The sequence below is a fragment of the uncultured Aquimonas sp. genome (assembly GCF_937888285.1).
GTDB lineage: Bacteria > Pseudomonadota > Gammaproteobacteria > Xanthomonadales > Xanthomonadaceae > Aquimonas.
Genome location: NZ_CALART010000008.1, coordinates 31,723 through 52,894, shown reverse-complemented (window position 1 = coordinate 52,894; position 21,172 = coordinate 31,723). Strand labels below are relative to the sequence as shown.

General features: G+C 69.7%; 16 protein-coding genes and 1 pseudogene. 7 read left to right on the top strand and 10 right to left on the bottom strand.

What is annotated here, in order from left to right:
• Nucleotides 1-2: 2 nt before the first annotated feature.
• Nucleotides 3-677 (bottom strand): CARDB domain-containing protein, encoded by a 675-nt coding sequence (locus Q0654_RS01630; protein WP_298849814.1) that lies wholly within the window; start codon nt 675-677, stop codon nt 3-5.
• A 201-nt stretch (nt 678-878) separates the two neighbouring features.
• Here Q0654_RS01630 and Q0654_RS01625 point away from each other — a divergent pair, with 201 nt between their 5' ends.
• Nucleotides 879-1,916 (top strand): hypothetical protein, encoded by a 1,038-nt coding sequence (locus Q0654_RS01625; protein ID WP_298849812.1) that lies wholly within the window; start codon nt 879-881, stop codon nt 1,914-1,916.
• 27 nt (nt 1,917-1,943) lie between these two features.
• Here Q0654_RS01625 and Q0654_RS01620 read toward each other — a convergent pair whose 3' ends face one another.
• Nucleotides 1,944-4,085 (bottom strand): alkaline phosphatase D family protein, encoded by a 2,142-nt coding sequence (locus Q0654_RS01620; RefSeq protein ID WP_298849810.1) that lies wholly within the window; start codon nt 4,083-4,085, stop codon nt 1,944-1,946.
• A 133-nt stretch (nt 4,086-4,218) separates the two neighbouring features.
• On the opposite strand from Q0654_RS01620, the gene Q0654_RS01615 reads away from it, so the two are divergent.
• The 5 genes from Q0654_RS01615 to Q0654_RS01595 all read left to right on the top strand — a co-directional run bounded on the left by Q0654_RS01615 (nt 4,219) and on the right by Q0654_RS01595 (nt 10,564).
• A complete protein-coding gene (locus Q0654_RS01615) occupies nt 4,219-6,558 on the top strand; it encodes a TonB-dependent receptor (protein ID WP_298849808.1) in 2,340 nt (779 codons plus the stop codon).
• 47 nt (nt 6,559-6,605) lie between these two features.
• Entirely contained in the window at nt 6,606-7,856 is a 1,251-nt protein-coding gene (locus Q0654_RS01610) for a phosphate ABC transporter substrate-binding/OmpA family protein (protein WP_298849806.1), read from the top strand.
• Between the two features lie 138 nt (nt 7,857-7,994).
• Nucleotides 7,995-8,366, top strand: coding sequence for a nuclear transport factor 2 family protein (locus Q0654_RS01605; protein ID WP_298849803.1), 372 nt, complete (start codon nt 7,995-7,997; stop codon nt 8,364-8,366).
• A gap of 88 nt (nt 8,367-8,454) precedes the next feature.
• Nucleotides 8,455-9,276: a helix-turn-helix domain-containing protein gene (locus Q0654_RS01600; RefSeq protein WP_298849801.1), complete on the top strand. Its 822-nt coding sequence runs from the start codon at nt 8,455-8,457 to the stop codon at nt 9,274-9,276.
• Nucleotides 9,277-10,126: 850 nt separating this feature from the next.
• On the top strand, nt 10,127-10,564 hold the full coding sequence (locus tag Q0654_RS01595; protein WP_298849799.1) for a VOC family protein: 438 nt from the start codon (nt 10,127-10,129) through the stop codon (nt 10,562-10,564).
• A gap of 116 nt (nt 10,565-10,680) precedes the next feature.
• Here the strand turns inward: Q0654_RS01595 and Q0654_RS01590 are convergent, their stop codons facing one another.
• The 4 genes and pseudogenes from Q0654_RS01590 to Q0654_RS01575 form a co-directional block, all read right to left on the bottom strand.
• Complete coding sequence (locus Q0654_RS01590) at nt 10,681-11,559, bottom strand: hypothetical protein (RefSeq protein WP_298849797.1); 879 nt, start codon at nt 11,557-11,559, stop codon at nt 10,681-10,683.
• Nucleotides 11,560-11,990: 431 nt separating this feature from the next.
• Nucleotides 11,991-12,215: pseudogene (locus Q0654_RS01585) on the bottom strand (RebB family R body protein); the annotation flags it as partial.
• A 267-nt stretch (nt 12,216-12,482) separates the two neighbouring features.
• Nucleotides 12,483-13,151, bottom strand: coding sequence for a hypothetical protein (locus Q0654_RS01580; RefSeq protein WP_298849795.1), 669 nt, complete (start codon nt 13,149-13,151; stop codon nt 12,483-12,485).
• Nucleotides 13,129-13,599 (bottom strand): Lrp/AsnC family transcriptional regulator, encoded by a 471-nt coding sequence (locus tag Q0654_RS01575; protein WP_298849794.1) that lies wholly within the window; start codon nt 13,597-13,599, stop codon nt 13,129-13,131. The genes Q0654_RS01580 and Q0654_RS01575 overlap by 23 nt, the downstream gene beginning before the upstream one ends.
• A gap of 102 nt (nt 13,600-13,701) precedes the next feature.
• Between Q0654_RS01575 and Q0654_RS01570 the strand changes: the two genes are divergently transcribed.
• The gene (locus Q0654_RS01570) at nt 13,702-14,892 is read left to right on the top strand and encodes a PLP-dependent transferase (protein ID WP_298849792.1); all 1,191 of its coding nucleotides are present in this window, start codon (nt 13,702-13,704) and stop codon (nt 14,890-14,892) included.
• 147 nt (nt 14,893-15,039) lie between these two features.
• Here Q0654_RS01570 and Q0654_RS01565 read toward each other — a convergent pair whose 3' ends face one another.
• From Q0654_RS01565 to ggt, 4 genes are all read right to left on the bottom strand, one after another.
• A complete protein-coding gene (locus Q0654_RS01565) occupies nt 15,040-15,342 on the bottom strand; it encodes a hypothetical protein (protein WP_298849790.1) in 303 nt (100 codons plus the stop codon).
• Nucleotides 15,343-15,353: 11 nt separating this feature from the next.
• Nucleotides 15,354-16,886 (bottom strand): serine hydrolase domain-containing protein, encoded by a 1,533-nt coding sequence (locus Q0654_RS01560; protein ID WP_298849788.1) that lies wholly within the window; start codon nt 16,884-16,886, stop codon nt 15,354-15,356.
• An 11-nt stretch (nt 16,887-16,897) separates the two neighbouring features.
• On the bottom strand, nt 16,898-18,619 hold the full coding sequence (locus Q0654_RS01555) for a hypothetical protein (RefSeq protein ID WP_298849786.1): 1,722 nt from the start codon (nt 18,617-18,619) through the stop codon (nt 16,898-16,900).
• Nucleotides 18,620-19,214: 595 nt separating this feature from the next.
• A complete protein-coding gene (gene ggt, locus Q0654_RS01550) occupies nt 19,215-20,927 on the bottom strand; it encodes a gamma-glutamyltransferase (protein WP_298849784.1) in 1,713 nt (570 codons plus the stop codon).
• Between the last annotated feature and the right edge of the window lie 245 nt (nt 20,928-21,172).

The window sequence follows — 21,172 nt, the reverse complement described above, 5'->3', positions numbered from 1 at the left end:
GTTCAGCGGCAGGCCGGATCGAGCCGGATCTGCACGCGTCGGCGGTTGTTGCCCTCGTTCGATTCCTTGACGGCGTCGTCGACGTCGAGCACGGCTTCGATCCAGCTGGCTCCGCCCGTCAGCGGCACCGTCAGCTCGAAGGTCCGGGCTTCGCCCGGCTCCAGCGACGGCTGCTGCAGCTCGCCAACCGCCCTGCCGGGGCTGTCATCGCGCTGCAGAAGCGGGCGCTGGCGCAGCAGATGCCGCGCTGGGTTGCTGGCGCGCTGGCCGCCGTTCATCACGCCGATCTGCAGCCTGAGCTGACAGCGGCCGGCGGTATCGGCGACCACGGGAACCTGCAGGCGGTCGCCCCATTGGCCTGACTGCGTACCGAGCCTCAACTGCGGCAGCAGCATGAGGTCGGGCCGCGGCAGCTGTATCGGCGCATGCAGATGCAGCTCGCCCTGTCCGGGCCCATCGGGGTCCGTGCAGTTGGAGTAGTGCACGGTGCCGCCCGGAGGTCGCGGGCAGTTGCCGGCCACGACGGCCTCGGTCACCGCCGCTCCGGGCGTGCTGGCGGTCGACGGATGGGAACCCACCGGCGCTGCGCCAGACGTGGGCTGAGCGGAGACGTCCCCGCCCGCCGCGATCAAGGCGCAGCCGAACGGCAGGAACAGGAGGCGGGCGGTCATGCGCATGGCGGTGTCCTTGCGGTGGGTGGGAGGGGCCGTGCCGGCTGGGCGAGGCCCGTGGAAGTAGTCGGATTCTTCCACCCAAATCCGCCAGCCGCGAGATTCGCGCCGAGGGTGGCGGGTTTTATCTGCGCTCTGCGACTAGGCCAAGGCGAGCCGGGAAACCGCCCGCGCCGCATTCCCCTGACCGAACCCGAGGAGCCCACCATGAACACCCATTCCAGCTTTGGCCAGAACACCGAAATCAACGCCGAACTGCAGGTCGAACTGCAGGCGCCCGTGGTCGAAGCGTTCGGCCCTGAACAGCTCGACGCCCGTGAGCGCGCGCAATCCGACCGGATCGCCCGCGAGGCCGCCGCGCTCTGCCTCAAGGCCCTGCTGCACCATGTCGATCCGCAGCGACATCCGGTCAGCGCCGATCCGACCAGTCTGGAAGCGCGCGCCGCGGCCTGTGCTGCGACCTTGCCTGCACTCGCAGTCGCGCGTCTGGCACCGGGCCTGAAGGCGCTGTCGCGCCGGCCCACCCAGCTGCGCCGCCTGCTGGGCGAGCAGGGCCCGAGCCTGGCCGATTTGCGCCCTGCCGGCCTCGATGCGAGGCTGGAGCTGCGCCCCAGCCTGCCGGCGCTGCGCCCGCTACCCGCACCGTCGCGACTGCCCCGCGCCACGCCGCGTTCGGCCACCCAGTTCACCCGCTGCCATCTGCTGCTGCGTGCGATTCACTGCGTGCGCGAAACCCAGCCGGCGGGCTGGGACGAGATCATCTTCGGTGGTCTGCGCATCGGCGCCAGCGGCAACGTGGCGGTAATGCGCGGCTTCGACGCCGGCGACTTCCGCACTGGCCACTACGCCAGCTATGGCGAACTGTTTCTGGGCCAGTACAGTCTGCGCACCACGCCGGGCTATCCGAAATCGCTGTACGCGATCTTCCAGCTCGTCGAATCCGACAGCAACGATGCCGCCGTGGCCAGAGCCCTGACGGATGCGCTCAGCAGCCTGGTGGGTCTGGTGGTGAGCTTCTTCGCAACGGCAGCCGCCGGAGCCGCCGCAGCGGCTGCGGTCACGCTGATCGGCAACCTCATCGGCGCGTTCATCGACGAAGATGCGCTGCGTCCCTATGGCATCCGCCTGACGCTGAACAGTCAGAACCAGTTCGGTGGTGCGGTCGGACCGAAGCAGCACACCGGCAACATCACCGGCCACGGCGGCATCTACCGCATCGGCTACCGCTGGGTGCTGGGGGCCTGAGCGAAAGGCGCTGCGGCCGCCACCGGCTCAACCGCTCAGCGGCCGCAGCGTTCGCGTGGCAGCGTCGACGACAAATGCCTGTCGGATTCGCCGCGCAGCGAGGCGGGCGGGATCGGCATAACCCTGCTCGCGGCAGGCCTCCGGCGGCAGACAGAGCTGCTGCACATCGAGCGCATCCATTCGCGCCTCGATGAGGGTGACGCCGTGCACCCGCGTCCGCGCGTGGCGCACGCGCGGGTCGCCGTGGACGATCAGCCGGTCGAGCGCATCGACCATGCGCCGTCCGACCTCGGCCGTGTTCGGGTCGCGCTCGACCTCGCTGGCGAGGATGTCGGCCAGCGTGGTCGAGGACACCGCCGGCGTGGTGATCTCGACACAGCAATCGCTGTGCTGGGTCGCGAACGCCGCGTGGATGTCACCGGACAGCAGGACGGCGCCGCCGGCGGCCTCGAAGGCGTCGAGCAGGTCGCGGCGGGCCCGCGGAAATCCATCCCAGTGGTCGACATTGAGCAGGAAGCGGCGCGCCAGCAGCGGCGGCGCGCCGAGTTCCGGCAGCGAAAGATCCAGTTCGATAGGCGTGAACGAGATCGAGCTGGCGACCGTCTTCCACACGGCATCGCTGGTCTGCAGGCGCTGCAGCAGCCAGTCGCGCTGAATCGGCGACAGCGGTGAATCCTCGGCGCCGCGCAGCGCGGCCAGCGCTTGCCAAGGCGCCTGCAGCACGAAGTAGCGCGAGCCCACGCTGCTGAACAATCCGGTCTTGCCGAGGCTGGCCCAGCACAGGCCGCGGCCTGCCGCTGCCTCGGTCGTCGGGATTTCAGCGCGCATCGCCTCCGGCGCACTCGCGTTCCAGCGCTGCAGCAGGGCGGCCAGCACCGGCAGAGCGATGCGGCCGCGCGCGCAGCGCTGCGCATAGGCCATCGCCGCCTCGTTCGACAGGCCTTCGCGAAGCGCGGCGGCGCTGAGCAGGCCGACCAGGGTGGGCTTCAGCGCGGCGTGTCCTGCACTGTCCAGGTCGATGAAGGGCAGCAGGTAGTCGTCCAGCGTCGCTGGGTCGATGCCGACCGCAGGCAGGGCCTTGTCCAGCTCGGCCTCGGTGTACAGCAGCTCACCGGGGAAAGCGTCTTCCGGCACCAGGTGATCCGGCCGCTCGCTGCGGGTGTCGATCAGGCTCAAGTCGAGCACGCGGCCGAAGCGCAGCCCGCGCCAGATCCGGGTGGCGGGAAACAGGGCCTCGCGCGCGGGCGTTGCGCCCTGAGCGTCGAGCATGCCCTCGGGGTCGGCCGGCAGGTATTCGAACCAGGCTTGCTCGGCGTTGCGGCGGCGCTCGCGGTCGCGCTCGTCGAAACGTCCGTCGTGGTGGGTGGCGACGTCCTGCCAGCTGTCGTCGGCGAACTCGTGGTCGTCCCAGATCGCGATCAGCGCGGCACGCTCCAGCAGCTGCTGCAGCATGGGATCGGTCCGCACCGTGCGATGCAGCTGGCGGTAGTTGTCGAGCGAGTTGGCGGCGTAGTACCGCCGCTCGGTGCTGCCGAGCTTGAGCGCGCCGTCGAGGTCATCGAACACGATGCGGCGTTCGCTGTTCTCGCTCTGGAACTGCGGGTCGCCGGCGGTCTCGTAGATGAAGTCGCCGACGTGCAGCACGAAGTCGAGCTCTTCCTCCAGCAGCGGCAGCAGGCTGTTGTACCAGCGGCCGCCGTAGTCCTGGCAGCTCAGCAGGGCGAAGCGCAGCGGCGCTTCGCTGTCGGCGGCCGGCGCGGTGCGGGTGCGGCCGCTCGGCGAGCTGCGCCAGCCCTCGGGCGTGTCGACCACGAAGCGGTAGTGGTAGCGCGTGCCGGGCTGGAGGTCGGTGAGCCGCAGGCGCACGCAGCCATCGTGTTCGGCGAGCGCGCGCAGCGGCAGCGTGCGCGCCTGCGTGAAGTCGTCCGTTTCCGAGAGCTGCAGCCACAGAGGCGCTTCGCTCTGGCCGGGCGCAAGCTGCAGGCGCGTCCACAGCAGCACGGCCTGCGGACGTGGATCGCCCGAGGCCACCGACTGCGGAAAGCGATCGCGATCCACGCTGAGCTCGCCCGGCGGCGGGGTGGGCCGGGTGCTGCAGCCGGGCAGGGCCAGAGCCAGGCTCGACAGGCTGGCGCTGATCAGGAAGTCGCGGCGATTCATGCGCTGCATGTGGCGTTATCGGTGTGGCGAAGGCCGCGCAGTAGACGCGAGTTCGATGACCCTACGGTGACGCACGGCGGTCATGCAGATGCAACTTCGGCTGCGCAGGCTTGCGGGCTTTCCCACCCCGGATGCTCTCCGCATGTCGCACGCCCGCTCTCCGCTCGCGCTGTCCATCGCCCTCGCCCTGCTAGTGCTGCCCACACAGGCCCTGCGTGCCGACGCCAGCGCTGCCGCCACCGAGCTCGATCGCATCGTAGTCACCGCGCAGAAGCGCGAGCAGCAGGTGCAGGAAGTGCCGATCGCGATCACCGCGCTGTCCGGCGACTTTCTCGACCAGCTCAACATCAGCAGCTTCGCCGACATCAACGGCTATGTGCCCGGTCTGCAGACCCAGGTGCAGAGCCCGAACAACCCCGGCTTCGTGATCCGCGGCATCACCTCCGACAGCGGCGATTCGCAGGTCGAGCCGCGGGTGTCGGTGTTCCAGGACGGCGTGTCGATCAGCCGCTCGCGCGGTGCCGTGGTCGAGTTCTTCGATCTGGAGCGCATCGAGGTGCTGCGCGGCCCGCAGGGCACGCTGTTCGGCCGCGGCGCGCAGATCGGCGCGGTGCATCTGATCCAGAACAAGGCCCGCAAGGAGAGCTCGGCGCATGTGCGCTTCGGCCTCGGCAATCTGGATGCGATGTCGCTCGAAGGCCACGCCAACACGCCGATCAGCGACACGCTGTCCGCGCGGCTCGCGGTCTTCCACGAGCAGCGCGACGGCTTCATCGAAAACCTCTCCGGCGGCGATCTGAACGGCCGCGACACCAGCGCGCTGCGCCTCAGCTTCGGCCTCGACCTCGGCGAGCGCTCGCGCATGGACCTGATCTTCAATCACCAGACCGACAGCCCGCCCGGCACCGCCTTCCGCAGCAATGTGATCCCGACCCGCGAGGGCAGCACCGAGCTGTTCCGCAGCGCCGCCGATCTCAACCGTGGCAAGGAGCTCGGTCTGGACCGTCACGTCAACGGCGTCACCCTGCTGGGTGACTTCGCGCTCAGCGACAGCCTCAGTCTGAGCAGCATCAGCGGCTGGCGCGACTTCGACTCGCGCGAGGAGTTCGATGCCGACGGCTCGCAGGTCAACGTGCTGGAGTTCGCTGAAGAGGCTGAAGGCCGCCAGTTCAGCCAGGAGCTGCGCCTGAACTACGACGACGGCGGCCGCTTCCGCGGCTTCGGTGGCCTGTCCTGGTTTGACGAGCGCGGCAGCCAGCGGGTGCCTTTCGCCACCGACGAGCGCAGTTTCTATGCCCTGCTGTCGCCGGTGCTGAGCGGCGCCACGGGCGGCCAGCTGCCGGTGGTGCCGCTGCTGAATCCGGACGGCACGCCGAACACCCGCAGCGTGCCGCCCGGCCTGCCGGGTCTGGCGCCGGGCCTGCCGGCCTTCATCCCGCTGCGCGCCCTGCATCGCGAGGAATACGCCAACTTCGGCGCGGTCGAGGCCCTGGAGTTCTTCGCCGACGGCACCTGGCAGTTCAGCGAGTCGCTCGAACTCACTCTGGGCCTGCGCGGCACCCGCGAGAAGGTCGAGAACGGCTACGAGGCGCCGTACTTCGGCCAGCCCAGCGCGCTCGGCCAGCTGCTGCCGAGCCCGGCCGCGCCGGCCTTTCCGAACGTGCTGTTCCGCCCCACCGATGGGGTGATCCGCGGCAGCGAGGACTACGACTCGATGGTCGGGCGCGCGGTGCTGGCCTGGCGGGTCAGCGATACCCTGAACACCTATGCGAGCGTGTCGCGCGGGCGGCGCCCGGACGTGCTGCAGGTCGACGGCGGCGGCGTCGAGGAGATCCCCGCCGAGATCGTGCTGAGCTACGAGCTCGGCGCCAAGGGCGAGCTGGCGGACGGTCGATTCCTGTATGACCTCGCGGTCTTCCACTACGACTACAGCGACTTCCAGGCGCAGGTGCAGAACCCGAACGCACCGCCCTTCTTCATCACCACCAATGCCGGCAATGCGTCCGCGCAGGGCGTGGAGCTGAGCTTCAGCCAGCGCATCAGCGACAGCTTCGGCGGCTTCCTCAACATCGGCTGGATCGACGCCAGCTTCGACAACACCGATGACGCCGGCCGTCCGCAGGCCCTGGCCGGCAACCGCTTCCGTCTGACGCCGGAGTACACCGCGGCGCTGGGTCTCGACTGGCGCGTGGACCTCGCCGACGGCGCTTCGGTCTATGTGCGGCCGAGCTACAGCTGGCGCTCGCAGGTGTTCTTCGAGGACGCCAACCAGCCGGGCATCGAGCAGGGCGCGTACGGGCTGTTCAACCTCAGCGCCGGCTGGCGCTTCAATCCGCACCTGGAGCTACAGGTCTACGGCCAGAACCTGGCCGACGAGGAGTACCTGATCGACGCCGGCAACACCGGCGCCCTGTTCGGCATTCCGAGCTTCGTCCCGGGCACGCCGCGCACCTACGGGCTGCGCGTTCGTCTCGACTGGTGAGGTGCTTTGTGCGAAGGCTGAACAGGGGCGGCTTCTGCGCACATCTCGTGCTGATCCTGTGGCTGGCGCTGGGCTTCGGCCCGGCGCTGGCGCAGCCGCTGCGCATCCATGGCTCCAACACGGTCGGCGAGCGGCTCATGCCTGCCCTGGTCGAAGCCTGGCTGGGCGAGCAGGGCCACAGCGGTCTGCGGCGTGAGCCGCAGGCGCTGGACGAGCTGGTGATCCACGCCGGCGACGGCATCCGCGTGCAGCTGCATTCGCACGGCAGCTCGACCGGCTTCATGGACCTCGAAGGTCGCCGCGCCGATCTGGCGATGTCCTCGCGGCCGATCACCGAGGCCGAGCGCGCGCGCCTGGGCGCGGTGCGCGAAGTGGTGATCGCGCTCGATGGCCTGGCCGTCATCGTGCATCCGTCCAATCCGCTGCGGCAGATCGAGCTGCGCGATCTGCGCCGGGTGTTCGCCGGCGAGCTCAGCGACTGGTCGCAGCTCGGCCGCAGCGGCGGACGCATCGCCCTGCATGCGCGCGATGACCGCTCCGGCACCTACGACACTTTCCGCAGCCTCGTGCTGGGCAGTGCAGCGCTGTCGCCGCGGGCACTGCGCTATGAAAGCACCGAGGCGCTGGCGGCGGCGGTGGCGGGCGATCCGAATGCGATCGGCTTCGTCGGCCTCGCCGGCGTGCAGGGCGTCCGGGCGCTGGCGGTGGCCGACGGCGCGCAGGCGCGCGAGCCCTCCGCGCGCGAAGTGGCGGTGGAGGACTACGCGCTGGCGCGGCGGCTGTTCCTGTATGCGCCGGCGACGGCCGATGCCCGCCTGCAGTCGCTGCTGGACTTCGTGCTGTCGGACGCGGGCCAGCGCATCGTCGAGCGCACCGGCTTCGTCTCGCAGCGGGTGCAGGCTTTCGCGCCGGAGCTGTCCTCCGACGCACCGCTCGCCTATCGGCAGCTGGTGGAGGGCGCGCGCCGGCTCTCGCTGAACCTGCGCTTCGACGAGGGCAGCATCGGCCCGGACAGCAAGGCCCTCGCCGATCTTGAACGGCTGGCCGAGTACATGCGGCAGCCCTCGCAGCAGGGCCGCCAACTGCTCCTGATCGGCTTCGCCGACGCCGGCGAAGTGACGCCGCTGCAGGCCGAGGCGCTCAGCAACGATCGCGCCGACCAGGTCGCCGATCGCATGGAGGCCCTGGGCCTGCGCCCGCGCACGGTGCGTGGGCTGGGCGGCCAGCTGCTGCTCTCGGCCGACGACAGCCCCCGCGGTCGCGCGCGCAACCGGCGGGTCGAGGTGTGGGTGCGCTAGCGATCCAGCCTCAAGCGCGTGGTCGCCGAAGAGGACAAACCGTCGCAGGTGCATGGGCGCGGCGGGTGTGGTCTGCGGCCGGGGCTAGACTGGCCTAGCGCCACGCGCGCTGTCGTGATCTTGATGCAGGAGCCCCGCATGTCGCCCAAAGCTGTCGTCGAGGAATGGGTTCGCCGCTTCAACGCCGCCGATCTCGACGGTCTCGCCAGCCTGTACGCGGAGGACGCGATCAACCATCAGGTCGTGATGGAGCCGCTGCGCGGTCGCGAAGCCATCCGACGCATGTTCGAGGTCGAGTTCGGACGAGCTCAGATGCTCTGTCTGGTCGAAAACCTGTTCGCCGACGGCGAGTGGGCCATCCTCGAATGGCGTGACCCGAAGGGCCTGCGCGGCTGCGGCTTCTTCCAGGTGCGCGAGGGCGTGATCGTGTTCCAGCGCGGCTACTTCGACCAGCTGTCCTTCTTCCGGCAGCAGGGCATCGCGGTGTCCGACAGCTATCTGGGCACCTGATCGAGGCAGCGGTGGTTCCGCCGCTTGCGCCGGCTGCGATCAGCGACGCACAGTCCTCGAGTCGATTCCCACAGCGCAGGTTGCCCCTGTGACCCAGCTCGCGCGCCCTCCCGAACGGTCCACCCTCCTGCCCTGGGTGCAGCGGCTCTGGCTGCACGCCAGCAGCCTCGCGCCGCTGTCGGCCCGCGAGCTCTGCCTGCCTGCCGCAGGCACGCGACTGGTGCTGCGGCTTGAGGGGCCGGCGATGCGCAGCTTCCGCGGCTTGGAGGATCGCCACGGTGAGCCGCATGCGCGCCTGCAGTACTGCGGGCTGCGGACGCGCAGCCTGCTGCGCAGCGCGGCCGACAGCGGCCTGAGCCTGGGCGTGGAGCTGAAGCCCGGCGCGAGTCTGGTCCTGTTCGGGCAGCCGGCGGATCGCCTCGCCGGTCGCCATATCGATCTCGCTGAGCTGCTTCCCGCTCGCCTGCGTCACGACTTTGCCGCCCTGCGGCACCTGCCCGCCGACGGCGGGCTGCTGGACCGGGTCGAGGAGCTGCTGCTTGCCTGCCTGCGAGGACGCGAGGCCGCTGTGCCGCCTGGGCGCTGGGACGAAGCGCTCGCAGCACTGACCGACGGCGCGTCCGTGCTGGACCTCGCGGCGGCCTCCGGCCTCAGCCATCGCGCCTGGCTGCAGCGTTTCCGCGCGGCGGTCGGCTGCACGCCGCGCGCGTGGCGCGAGCTCGCCCGCTTCTCACGTGCCTTGCCCGCCCTGCGCGAGCGGCCGCACAGGCCGCTGTCCGAGCTCGCGCTCGCTCTGGGCTTCCACGACCAGGCCCATCTGTCGCGGCAGTTCGCGGCACACGCGGGCATGGGCCCAGCGCGCTACCGCCGCTGGGCCGGCTCGTGGCTCCAGCATTTGCCGCTCGACTGAGAGCCTCTCAGCCCCGCGTCGCGGGGCGGGTGTTCTCGAAGAAACATGGGGGCGACGAGCCAGGGGTTGCTGGACGCTGTTTCGGCCGGAATTTCATGCCGTGCTGCCGCGAAGGCGGTCCATACAATCAACCACTTACGATTCTGTTTCTTGAGAGCTTCCCAGCGCGGCGCAGCGGCGCAGGTGTTCTCGAAGAAACCTTGATTCGCCATCCCCGCGCAGAGCCTGTCCTCGCGAAGGCGGGGACGGGGATCCAGTGATCGTGCGACTGGGTCAGGCTAGGACTGGGCCCCCGCCTTCGCGGGGGCGACGACTCATTGGGTCGCGAGCGTTCCGTTTCTTGAGAGCTTCTCAGCCCCGCGTCGCGGGGCGGGTGTTCTCGAAGAAACATGGGGGCGTCATCCCCGCGCATGCGGGGATCCAGTGATCTGGCCGCTGCTGCAGGTCCGGTCTGGGCCCCCGCCTCCGCGGGGGCGACGAGCCAGGGGTCGCTAGACGCTGTTTGGGCCGGATTTTCACGCCGTGCTGCCGCGAAGGCGATCCAATACGATCAACCACTTACGATTCTGTTTCTTGAGAGCGTGTGAAAACACCATCCGCCTACTGCGGCCGCCTCTGGACGCCGGTGGCGGCAGCGGGCTACGCGACCCCCGGGGTCAACAGTTCGCCAAACTCCCTGGAGTTCACGCACCGCGCTTTGCCACGAGCGCCCAGCGACGCCCTCGCTACCGCATCTGGATTGTTCACACGCTCCGAGTCTGGCGCAGACGCCACCCGGGTCAAGTCGATACAAGACAGGTCCTGGTCGGTCAACGCAGACTGGGGCTCCTCCGCGAGCGAGAGCCAGCAGATGCATCGTGAACTGTTTCCCTACCTGTGCGTTGCCGACACCGCGGCCGCCCTGGCCTTCTACGCCGAAGCCTTCGGTGCGGTCGAGAAGTTCCGCCTGGTCGAGCCCTCGGGTCGAATCGGCCACGCCGAGACCTGCATCGGCGCGTTCACGCTGATGCTCTGCGACCCGTTTCCCGAGGTCGACATCCGGCCGCCGGCGCAGCCCGGCCAGGCCGGCGTCACCCTGCACCTGCACGTCGACGATGCCGACGCCGTTGTGGCGCGTGCGGTGGCCGCAGGCGCCACGCTGCAGCGTGCGGTCAGCGATGCGTTCTACGGTGAACGCGGTGGCGCGGTGGTCGATCCCTTCGGCCATCGCTGGCTGATCGGCCACAGCATCGAGGACGTGAGCCCGGAGGAGATGCAGCGGCGCTACACGGCGCTGTTCGACCAGTAGATCCCACCGGCGGTGGTCGGGAGCGTCACCATGGCTGCAGCGATGGCGCTGCGCGCCGCTGCGGCGATGGGTGTTTTCGCTGCAGCGCTCTTGAGTGGTTCGCAGTAGGTTCGCGCCTACGCTGGCCTCAGCCTTGGCTTCTGCCCGTCCACGATCCGCAGCACGGCCTTGCAGCGTTGGCAGGCCTTGCTCAGGGCTTCGATCCGCTTCAGCTCCAGAATCAGGCTGCGCGCGGCCCTAGACTCAATCGCGATGGCCTTGTCGCGACCCGCGCCAATCAACACCCAGCCGCCCTCGCGCACGATGCAGGCCTTGGACGACCACCAGATCGGCCTGTCCTCGTCGAGCATCGCCTGGGAGAACTCCTCCCAGTTGTACTCGCTGGCCGCCTTGATCATCTCCAGCGCCCGCGCGTGCTGCTCGCCCTGCAGCTCAAGCCCATGCAGCGAGAAGCCGTGCTGGATTCGCACGGAGTGGAAGCGCAGGTCGGTGCTGCGCGGAATGTCTGCGGGCGGCGTCTCGCGCTCGAAGCGCAGCAGCGCGACCGCAGAGCCGCTGCGCCAGGCCGCGCGCGCCAGTCGGACGCCGCGGAACCTCACCCGATCCTGCAGCGCGATCACCTGCAGGAACGGCCGCAGCACTTCGCAGAACTCGGCGAAGTCGACATCAGCCTCGGGCACGGCGCGCTCGAAATAGCTCATGCCCGACCACAGCAGCAGCCGATCACCGTCGCGTACCGCCTGCCCCTCCTCGCGCAGGTTCATGCCGTCGCCGTCCATCAGCGCCAGCGCCCGCTGCGCGAAGGGCAGGCCGGGGTCGCAGAACCAGCTGCCGCGCAGGAAGTCCTGCACGGCGGCCAAGGCCTCAGCAGAGCCTTCGGCCCGCAGGCCGAGGCGCACATGCTGGTAGCTCGGGCAGTCGCAGGTATCGATCCAGTCGACCTTCAAGGTGTCGAGGCGAGAATCCTTGGTCTGAGCATCGGGCACAGCCAGCATCGGAAACGGCTCAGGCGGTCCAGGGTGGCATTGTCACGCAGCGCTTCCAGTTGACGCCCTGCCGCTCCATTTCACGGCAGCGCGTCGATGCTTTCCAGCACCTGCGCGTACTCGGCCGCCTTGTCCGGCGCGCGCAGCATGCAGGCGATGCAGGCGGTGCGCGCGGCGTTCTTCAGCATCGCGCTCTGCGATTCCAGGGTGATCCGGTTGAGCGCGCCCAGCGCGGCCGCTGCCGCGGAGGTGCTCACGCGCAGCGCATGGGCGAAGGCGTCGGCATTGTCCAACGTGGCCGCATTGCTGAAGGCGACCGCCTGGACGATCTGCTGGTTCAGCGCATTGGTATTCGACAGCAGCGCGGCCTGTGCCTGCCCGTGCCCGTGCGCAATGGCCTCGCTCACGCTGGCGTCCGAGACCGTGGGGTTCAGCGCGGATGCCACGGTATCCACGCTGTAGAGCTGCATCACGCCCTGGTTCGTAGCCGCCTGGCTCAGTGCGTTCCACTGCTGCTGGGCGCTGACCGCATTCTGGAACGCGAGACCGGTGGAGTGGGCGAGGTCGCTGTAGATCGAACTCATGGCCGCGGCGGGGGCGTTGCCGAGGGTCTTGACGTTGGCCTGGGTGACGGCATCGGTGATCTGTGCGTTGACGGTGTCCATGCGTGCTCCGGTGAGGTGGGGGCGGGTGATGCGTCATTGCGCTTCTGCGACTGCGACCTTCGCCTGTCCGGACCGATGGAGACCTTCGGATGCCGTGCTGCAGCTCTGTAGATCCGTATCGTCGCGAATCGCACGGTCGAGCTTTCGCCGTTCGAATCTCAGCATGCCCACGGATGGCCGGGAGTGCCGTGGCGCCACCGGAATGGGGTCGAAATGGGGACGTTGTTGGTGCGGGCTGCTGACGGGTCGAGGACCAGCCCCTGCTGATCAAGGCGCCGAGTGGCCTGAGTCGGTGTTTGATCTCGGCAACCTCAGCCCCCGCCACTTCGCCCAGGCCAGGAAACCGAAATACAGCGCGCCAAACGCGATGCCGGTCTGCGGCGATTCGATCCACTGGCCGCTGCCGGGCAGCCCCAGGGTGGCCACGACATCCGGCTGCAGGCCGAGGCGCGGCAGGGGCAGCAGGCTGGTGGCGACCACGCCGCCGAGGTAGGCCATCATGCTCAGCGCCCAGTCGTCCTTGCGCTGCTGGCGTGCGGCTTCGCCGCCATCGGCGCCGCGCAGGGTGCGCAGCTTGCCGAGCAGCAGCCAGCCCATCGCGGCCAGCGGCCACCACTGACCGAAGGCCAGGGCGAAGGCGCCGACCATGCCGAGGTAGAGCGCGCCGAACAGCAGCAGGGCGGGCATGGGGCTACGGCCGTCGCTGCGCCGGGCCTCCAGCGTGCCGCCGAGCATGGCGGTGGCGTGGATCAGCAGGAACTCGACAATCATCAGCAGCAGGGCGCCGCGCACCGCATCGGGGCCGAGTGCGGTGGGGGCGATCCACAGCAGCAGGAAGCTGGCGCAGGTCACCGCATCGGGTGCCGCGGCGATGGCGCGCGCGACGGTGGAGAGCGGCCCACCGCCCGGCGTGTCAGTCCTCGCGCTGTTCGACATAGATCGGCATCTCCGGGCTGCGGCGGAATTCGAAGATCAGCGAGGTCTCGATGTGGGCGACCTCGGGGCGGCGGGTGAAGGCATCCAGTGCGAAATCGCGCAGGTGGTCGGAGTCGCGCACCGCGACGTGCACCTGGAAGTCGTTGGCGCCGGCCACGTGATAGAAGGCCAGCACCTCGGGCAGCTGCAGCAGGTGTTCGCGGAAGCCATCGAGCAGCTCGCGGGAATGCCGAGCCAGCCGCACCGCCACCATCGCCTGCAGGCCGATACCGACGGCGCGCGGCTCGAGCTCGGCATGGTAGCCCTCGATCACGCCCGACTCCCGCAACCTGCGGATACGTTCCAGTGCGGTCGAGGGCGCCACGCCGACCTTCTCGGCGAGGGTCTTGTTGGGCAGCCGCGCGTTGTTGCGCAGCAGGCGCAGGAGTTCGACGTCGATTCGGTCCATGGGACGGCTTGGGGCGCTTTGGCGAAATTCTGTTCGGATGATGCGCTGCGGTTTGGCTGATGCGCCAGAGTTCGGGCTTCACCTCCGAATCGAGCCGCCGCCATGAAGCTTGCCACCGACCTCGTCCACGCCGGCCGCGATGACCTCGGCGCGCTGGGCGTGCATGCCCTGCCGATCGATCTCTCGACCACCTACCCGGTCACCGATCTCGCCACCGGCACGGCCAGCTTCGATGCCCTGGTCGGCGGTGCCGCCAGCGCGGCGAATCCGATCTATGCGCGCCTGTTCAACCCGACCGTGGCGCGTTTCGAGCAGGCGATGGCGAAGCTCGAGCACACGGAAGCGGCGGTGGGTTTCGCCTCCGGCATGGCCGCCGTCAGCGCCTGCCTGCTCGCGTTCGCGCAGGGCCGCGAGGTGCTGGCGGTGCGGCCGATCTACGGCACCAGCGATCATCTGCTGAGCTCGGGCCTGCTCGGCGCGCGGGTGCGCTTCGTCGAAGCTGATGCGATCGCTGCAGCGATCACGGCCGACACCGGCCTTGTCTTCATCGAGACGCCGGCCAATCCGAACCTGGATCTGGTCGACATCGCTGCGGTGGTGCGCGCGGCGGGCGAGGTGCCGGTGCTGGTCGATTCCACCTTCGCCACGCCGGTGCTGCAGACCCCGGCCGACTCTGGCGCCGCTCTCGTACTGCACAGCGCGACCAAGTTCCTCGGCGGCCATGGCGATGTGATCGCCGGCGTGGTGGCCTGCAGCGAGGCGCATGCACAGAAGCTGCGCCAGGTGCGCGCGGCCACCGGCGCCCTGCTGCATCCGCTGGCGGCCTACCTGCTGCATCGCGGCCTGCCGACGCTTAAGCTGCGCGTCGAAGCCGCGCAGGCCAGCGCGCGTGTGCTGGCCGAACGGCTGGCTGCACATCCCGAAGTGCTGCGGGTGAACTATCCGGGCCTGGGCACGGTGAAGAACGCGCACCTGCTCGGCGGGCAGCTGCGCGGACCCGGCAGCCTGATGAGCTTCGAACTGCGCAGCGGTCACGCCGCCGCCAGCGCCTGTCTGCAGGCGCTGGAGCTGCACACGGTCGCAGTCAGCCTGGGCTCGGTCGACAGCCTGATCCAGCATCCGGCCGGGCTGACCCACCGCGTGGTCGCGCCCGAGGTGCTGGCTGCGCACGGCATCGGCCCCGGCACGCTGCGGCTGTCGGTCGGGCTCGAAGACGTCGAGGACCTGTGGGCTGACCTGCAGCGCGGGCTGCAGGCAGCGGCGGACACGACGGACTTGGATCGCGCTGCCTGAGTTCTTTGCTCAGCCGTTCTGGCCGTGCGGTGCAGGCATGGCGGGCCCGCTTGGTCGAGTCACGCTTCCGCCATTCTCAGGAAGCTTTCGTCCGCGCAGGCTTTCCCCGCCGGCGCGGACGCATGGGGGCTGCCTTGAGTGCCGCGCTCAGCGCGCCTCGAAGCCGTCCTCGAACAGTTCCGTTCCCGGTGGCGCCGGCGCGCTCGACAGCCCCGCCCAGAAGCCGCCGGTCACGCTGAAGGCGCCGCCGCGGGAGGGCTGCAGCGGCTCGGCATCGAACTGGCCGATGCTGCCCTGCACGCGGAATTCGCCGCCTTCGCTGCCGCCGCCGCCCGCGGCGATCAGGCCGCGGTCGAGGCGCAGGTTTTCATTGGCGTGGATGGTTGTTGCGCCAAGTACGAGAAGGAGGCCGCAGAGGCCGCGCAGGTACTGGCGCTTCGAGATCGACATGGGAGTTCTCCTCACTGCAGGCCGAGGGTTGCGGCGCCTTCGGGGGCGTCGATCACCATCGGACGGTCGAGTACGCCGGTCCAGTTCTGGCTGCCGGGCTTCAGGCGGATGCGGCTGCCTGCGGTGGTCTGGTTCAGCATTCGCTGGAAGCCGCGGAAGGGCGCGTTGTAGCCACCGACGCCGGCGATGAGCTCGGCGCCCGGCTGGGTCCAGAAGCCGTCGGAGGTCGTCGCGGGCCAGGGAAAATTGGTGTTGGGCGCCTGCAGTCGCAGGGTGGGCAGGAGTGCGTTGACCATGTCGCTGGGCCAGTGCCCGTGGTGGAAGTTCCACGACTGCGCGGGACGGAAGTTGAACGCCACGTAGACCACCAGCCGCCCCGCCCCGGGCACTTCTTCCTGCATGAGAATGGTTTCATGGCCGGGCAAGGAGCCCCCGAAGCCGGCCTGGTTGACCGCGGCGCCGATCGGCGTGCCGAGGCCCAGCTGGTATTCGTTGCCGAAGGCCAGCAGCACGGCAGGGCTGGCGACGAAGCCGCCGAAGGCGATCGAGTCCTCGTAGTTGTGGCCGCCATAGGCGCGCTCGACCTCGGCCGGCCCCTGGTTGTCGAAGACGTTGTCCACCATCTGCGGGCCAGTTGCATTGGCGGGGCTGGCGTTGAGCGTCTTGTAGTAGGGCTCGCGCGGGCTCTGCTGCGAACGGAAGCTGCGGGCTCCGTACAGTTCGGTGACCGGCACGCCTTTCTGCGGGGTCAGGATGTGGGTGCGCACGTACTGCTCCACGCTCAGGCCGGAGACGGTCTCGACGATCTCGCCCAGCACCAGGTAGCCGATGTTGGAGTAGCGCTCGCAGGTGCCCGGTGCGCAGTGCAGCGCCTTGCCCTGCACCCAGCGCACCATGTTCACGCGCCCCGGTGGACTGGGCACCCCCATTTCCTCCGCAATCAGGCGGTCCTGGAAGGCGTGGTCGCCCGGCTCGTTCGCGGTTCGGAGTCCGCTGGTGTGCTGCAGCAGGTGTCGAACCCGGATCTCTTCAAAGCGTGCGGTGGGCGTGCCGAAGGCCGCGTAGCGGGGCGAGGGCAGGATGCCGCCGACGGTGATCAGGTTCTGACCGACCTGGACCTGCTGTCCACGGTCGAAGGCGAAGTCCTCGAGCGAGAGCAGCCCGCGGCCGATCAGGTGCTGGATGGCGGCGGCCGTGATCGGCTTCGAGATGCTGGCCTGCCGGAACGGCGCATTCTCGGGCAGCGCCTGGCGGCTGAAGTTGTGCCCGTAGCCCTTCATGAAGACCACTCGACCGTTCAGGGCGACGGCGACCTGGCCCGCAGGGATCGAACGGGTCGCCATGAACTCCTGAACTTCCTCATCGATCCAGCTGAGCTCCGGGACCGGTCGCCCGCTGACGGGGATGTCGGCTGCGCGTTCCCAATAGGGGTGGTCGTGCCACTGCTGGGCGCTCGCCGGCACTGCCGAGCACAGCAGGAGCAGACAGGCGAGCCAGCGGGCGCGGGCGCACCTGCAAGCCACGGATGTACTGACGCGATTCATGGCGGGCCTCCTCACTGCAGGCTGACCAGCACCAGCACCAGGCCATCCTCGCCCCGTGCCAGCCCGGTCATCGCCTTGCCGAGGATCGCGCCCTGCGCGCGCCCGCTGTCGCCTACGCGGCGCGCATGGCCGGGGCGATCGGCGGTGGTCAGCAGGTCGCCGGGCTCGATCGCCGCTTCGCGGGTGTCGGCCATCACGTAGACGCGGCCGGTCAGCGCGACCGGCAGCTTGCCGTCGGCGATCGAGCCGTCCTGGCCCATCACCATGCCGCTGTTGACGCCGCCGGCGCCGCTGATGATGCCGGCCACCGTGCGGTCGTAGGCGCGCTCGCTGAGGCGCAGGCGGCCGGGATTCTCCGGGTCGATGCTCACCACCATGCCGGGCTGCGGGGCGATCGAGCCGAGCGCAGCCACGTCGAAGCGCTCGGCGAGGTCGGAGCCACCGGTGATGCGCAGCACGCCGGTGCGTACGGTGCCGTTGACGTCGAGCGCGTCCTGCGGGTTGCTGGTGCCAATGCCGACCCGTCCGGCGCTGGTGACGCGCATGCGCTCGCTGCCGGCGACGCGGAAGCGCAGAGCGCTGCCGCCGATGAAGGCATCGGCCATGGCGATGCTGGCGCGGTCCTCGCCGGCGCTGTTGAGGAAGGCCAGCTCGCCGTAGGTCGAGGAGCCGAAGCCGTCGGGCGTCACGCCCTGCAGCTCCAGCCGCGAGCCGGTCGTGGCGCCGCTGCGCAGGCGCAGCATGGCCTGGTCGTCGCTGCGCAGGTCGAGCAGGCGATCAGGCGCGATCGTGCCGATGCCGATATTGCCCAGCGGATTGATGGCGAGGCGCGGGCTGCCGCCGGCCGAGAGGCGCAGGCCGCTGGTGGAGACGATGCCGCCGGCGCTGTAGCTGAGCCCGCCCTGCACGCTGCCGGCGCTGTCCAGGAAGCGCAGCTCGCCCAGGGTGTTCGCGGTGAGGCTGGTGCCGGCGGGGGCCATCAGGTCGAGCAGGCCGCTGCCGCCGGTGCTCATGCTGCGCAGGCGTAGGCTGGCGTTGCCGGTCTTGCGCACTTCGAGGTGGGTCGACGGTGCGCTGGTGCCGAGGCCGAGGTTGCCGCCGTTGTAGTAGACGCTGGTGCCGTTCAAGGTCCAGAAGCCGTCGCCGGCGGGGCCCTGCGGGCCCATTGGGCCGGCGGGGCCGACCGGGCCTGCAGGTCCGGTGGCGCCGATCGCTCCGGCAGGGCCTGCCGGGCCCGTGGCGCCGGTGGCTCCCGCAGGACCCGCCGGGCCGGTCGCTCCGATCGCTCCCGCGGGACCCACAGGATCCGCGGGGCCCGCAGGGCCGGTCGGGCCCTGGTTGCCGCTGAGCGCGAACAGCGCATACGGCGCCGCTGTCAGCGCCTGGCGCGGGCTCAGTGGCGTGAGCGCGCTGCCGCTGCCCGCGCTGCGCACCGACAGCTGCAGCCAGCGCTGCTGGCGGCTGAAGTGCTGGCTGCCGAAGTCCAGCGGCAGGGTGAACAGGCCCGCTTCGACCGGCCAGGCGTTGAAATCGCTGGCGCAGGTCAGGGGCTGGCCGCCGCTGGGTTCGCCGAACAGGCAGGCGCGCAGGTCGTACAGGCCGGAGGCCGGCTGCCCCGACTGGGTCAGCTGGCCCTGGTAGGTCAGGCCGGAACCCAGTGGCGTCTGGGCCTGCAGCGGGCCGGTGTAGGCGATGGTGAAAGCGAGGCAGAGCAGCGGGAACGCGAGTTTCATGGCGGTGTCTCCGGGGGTGACACCCGCAGCCACGCGGAAACCCGCGAGCAGGGGCCAACTCGACACTCGCCGCCGAGGCAAGCGCGCCGTGGGCGCGCAGACTCCCTGGTCTACCCGCCGCGCTTGAAGGCTGTGCATGGCTCGATCAGGCTGCGGCGATGGATGCCGCCGAACGCCGCCGCCTTGAGGCGGCCTACCTCGCCGCCGAGTACCGCGTGGACGACCCGCGGCTGCGCTGCGAACTCAACATCGGCCTGCCCTGCCCTGCGCGGCGCTGTCGGACTGGCTGCGGCAGCAGGACTACGGCAGCGCCGCCTTCGTCACTGCCTGGAACCCGCGTAGCGCACCGTGCAGCGCGAACCAGAACTCGCGCGCCCAGCAACGCCTGCGCGCGGCGATCAGCGCGCTGGGTCTGCCGGCGCTTGAGGCGGTCGGTCGCTCGCGTGTCGATGACTACCGCGAGCCCAGCCTGCTGGTGCCAGGGCTCCCGCTCGAAGCAGCGCGGGCGCTGATGCGCCGCTTCAAGCAGAACGCCTTCCTGTGGTGCGACGCGGAGGGCTGTCCGCGTCTGCACTGGACGCCGTGAGCGCAGCGATCAGTAGCCCGCTGCCTGCCCGTCCTTGCGGCTTTCGGACGCACCGATGTAGACGCCCTGTTCGTGGTCGCGGGCGATCGCCTGGTAGCCGCCGTAGGGGCCGTTGGCGAACTTGACGGTGTGGCCGGCATTCATCAGCGCGCGCACAGTCTCGTAGGGGAAGCCGCTTTCCAACTCCAGCACGCCGCCGTCGGTCATCTGCAGGGCCTGGCCGGTGGGCTCGGTGCTGCCGTCGTGGTGGATGCGCGGCGCATCGCCGGCCTCCTGCAGGTTCATGCCGAAGTCGACCATGTTGATGACGATCTGCGCATGGCCCTGCGGCTGCATGGCGCCGCCCATGAGACCGAAGCTCATCCAGGGCTTGCCGTCTCTGGTGATGAAGGCGGGGATGATGGTGTGGAAGGGGCGCTTGCGCGGCGCGAAGCTGTTGGGGTGGCCTTCCTTCAGCACGAACATCTCGCCGCGGTTCTGCAGGATGAAGCCCAGCCCCGGCGGGGTCATGCCCGAGCCCATGCCGCGGTAGTTCGACTGGATCAGCGAGACCATCATGCCGCTCGAATCGGCGGTGGTCAGATAGATGGTGTCGCCCTCGTTGAGCCGCGGATTGCCGGCCTCGACGGTGCGCGCGGCGCGCTGCGGATTGATGAGCGCGCGGCGCTCGGCGGCGTAGCCCTTGCTGATGAGTTCGGCCACCGGTGCCGGCGCGAACTCGGGATCGGCATACCAGCGCGCGCGATCCTCAAAGGCGAGTTTCTTGGCCTCGGTGAACAGATGCACGTGCTCGAAGCTGCCGAAGCCATACGACTTCAGATCGTAGCCTTCCAGAATGTTCAGGATCTGCAGCGCCGCAATGCCCTGGCCGCTGGGCGGCAATTCCCAGACGTCATAGCCGCGGTAATTGGTCGACACCGGCTCGACCCATTCACCGCGGTGTTCGGCGAGGTCCTCGACGCTGAGGAAGCCGCCCTGGGCCTGCACGTAGTCGGCGATGGTCTTCGCGATCTCGCCCTTGTAGAAGCCGTCGCGGCCGCGGCGGGCGATGGTCTCCAGCGTGTTCGCAAGGTAAGGGCTCTTCCACATCTCGCCCTTGCGCGGGGCGCGGCCGTCGAGGGTGAACTGCTCGACGAAGCCCGGGTACTGCGAGAGCGAGGGCACGCTGCGCTCCCAGTAGTAGGCGATGGTCTCGTGCACCGGGTGGCCGCGACGCGCGTAGTCGATGGTCGGCTGCAGCACCTGGCGCATGGAGAGCTTGCCGAAGCGCTCGTGCAGGTCGAACCAGCCGGCGACGGTGCCCGGCACGCTGACCGGCAGCGGACCGCGCTGCGGCACGTCCTGGTAGCCGTTGTCGATGAACCACTGCAGCGAAAGGTTTGCGGGTGAACGACCGTGGCCGTTGTAGCCGTGCAGCTTCTGCGTCTTCGGGTCCCAGACGATGGCGAACAGGTCGCCGCCGATGCCGTTGCCGGTGGGCTCCATCAGGCCAAGAGCGGCATTCGCCGCGATTGCCGCATCCACCGCGCTGCCGCCGGCCTTCATCACGTCGAGCGCGATCTGCGTCGCCAGCGGATGCGAGGTCGCCGCCATCGCGGACGGTGCGATGACCTCGGAGCGCGTGGCGAAATCGCGGCCGGTGATGCGATCGGCGCCATGCGCGGATGGGGTCTGCAGCAGCAGGGTCAGGGACAGGGCAAGCGGGGCGAGCAAGAGGCGCATGGCGGGCTCCAGCGGAGGGGCAGGGCCGCGAGTGTGCGCCGCTCCCGTGTGTGCGGCGTGTGGCTTTGGTTGGAGGAATTGGGATTGGGGATTGGGGATTGGGATTGGGATTGGGATTGGGATTGGGATTGGGATTGGGAGCGGCGAGGCTCCGAGCTTTGCCCTTCTCTCCACGGAAGAAGGTGGCGCGCAGCGCCGGATGAGGCGCCGTTCGAAGCGCGAGGATGCTGGGCCAGTGCTGAGCG

Bases quoted from the DNA above. Each gene is read 5' to 3' on its own strand.
- Q0654_RS01605 (WP_298849803.1), top strand. From the start codon at position 7,995: ATGTCGCCCAAAGCTGTCGTCGAGGAATGGGTTCGCCGCTTCAACGCC.
- ggt (WP_298849784.1), bottom strand. From the start codon at position 20,927: ATGCGCCTCTTGCTCGCCCCGCTTGCCCTGTCCCTGACCCTGCTGCTG.
- Q0654_RS01630 (WP_298849814.1), bottom strand. From the start codon at position 677: ATGCGCATGACCGCCCGCCTCCTGTTCCTGCCGTTCGGCTGCGCCTTG.
- Q0654_RS01575 (WP_298849794.1), bottom strand. From the start codon at position 13,599: ATGGACCGAATCGACGTCGAACTCCTGCGCCTGCTGCGCAACAACGCG.
- Q0654_RS01560 (WP_298849788.1), bottom strand. From the start codon at position 16,886: ATGAATCGCGTCAGTACATCCGTGGCTTGCAGGTGCGCCCGCGCCCGC.
- Q0654_RS01590 (WP_298849797.1), bottom strand. From the start codon at position 11,559: ATGCTGGCTGTGCCCGATGCTCAGACCAAGGATTCTCGCCTCGACACC.
- Q0654_RS01620 (WP_298849810.1), bottom strand. From the start codon at position 4,085: ATGCAGCGCATGAATCGCCGCGACTTCCTGATCAGCGCCAGCCTGTCG.
- Q0654_RS01555 (WP_298849786.1), bottom strand. From the start codon at position 18,619: ATGAAACTCGCGTTCCCGCTGCTCTGCCTCGCTTTCACCATCGCCTAC.
- Q0654_RS01580 (WP_298849795.1), bottom strand. From the start codon at position 13,151: ATGTCGAACAGCGCGAGGACTGACACGCCGGGCGGTGGGCCGCTCTCC.
- Q0654_RS01565 (WP_298849790.1), bottom strand. From the start codon at position 15,342: ATGTCGATCTCGAAGCGCCAGTACCTGCGCGGCCTCTGCGGCCTCCTT.
- Q0654_RS01570 (WP_298849792.1), top strand. From the start codon at position 13,702: ATGAAGCTTGCCACCGACCTCGTCCACGCCGGCCGCGATGACCTCGGC.
- Q0654_RS01625 (WP_298849812.1), top strand. From the start codon at position 879: ATGAACACCCATTCCAGCTTTGGCCAGAACACCGAAATCAACGCCGAA.
- Q0654_RS01615 (WP_298849808.1), top strand. From the start codon at position 4,219: ATGTCGCACGCCCGCTCTCCGCTCGCGCTGTCCATCGCCCTCGCCCTG.
- Q0654_RS01595 (WP_298849799.1), top strand. From the start codon at position 10,127: ATGCATCGTGAACTGTTTCCCTACCTGTGCGTTGCCGACACCGCGGCC.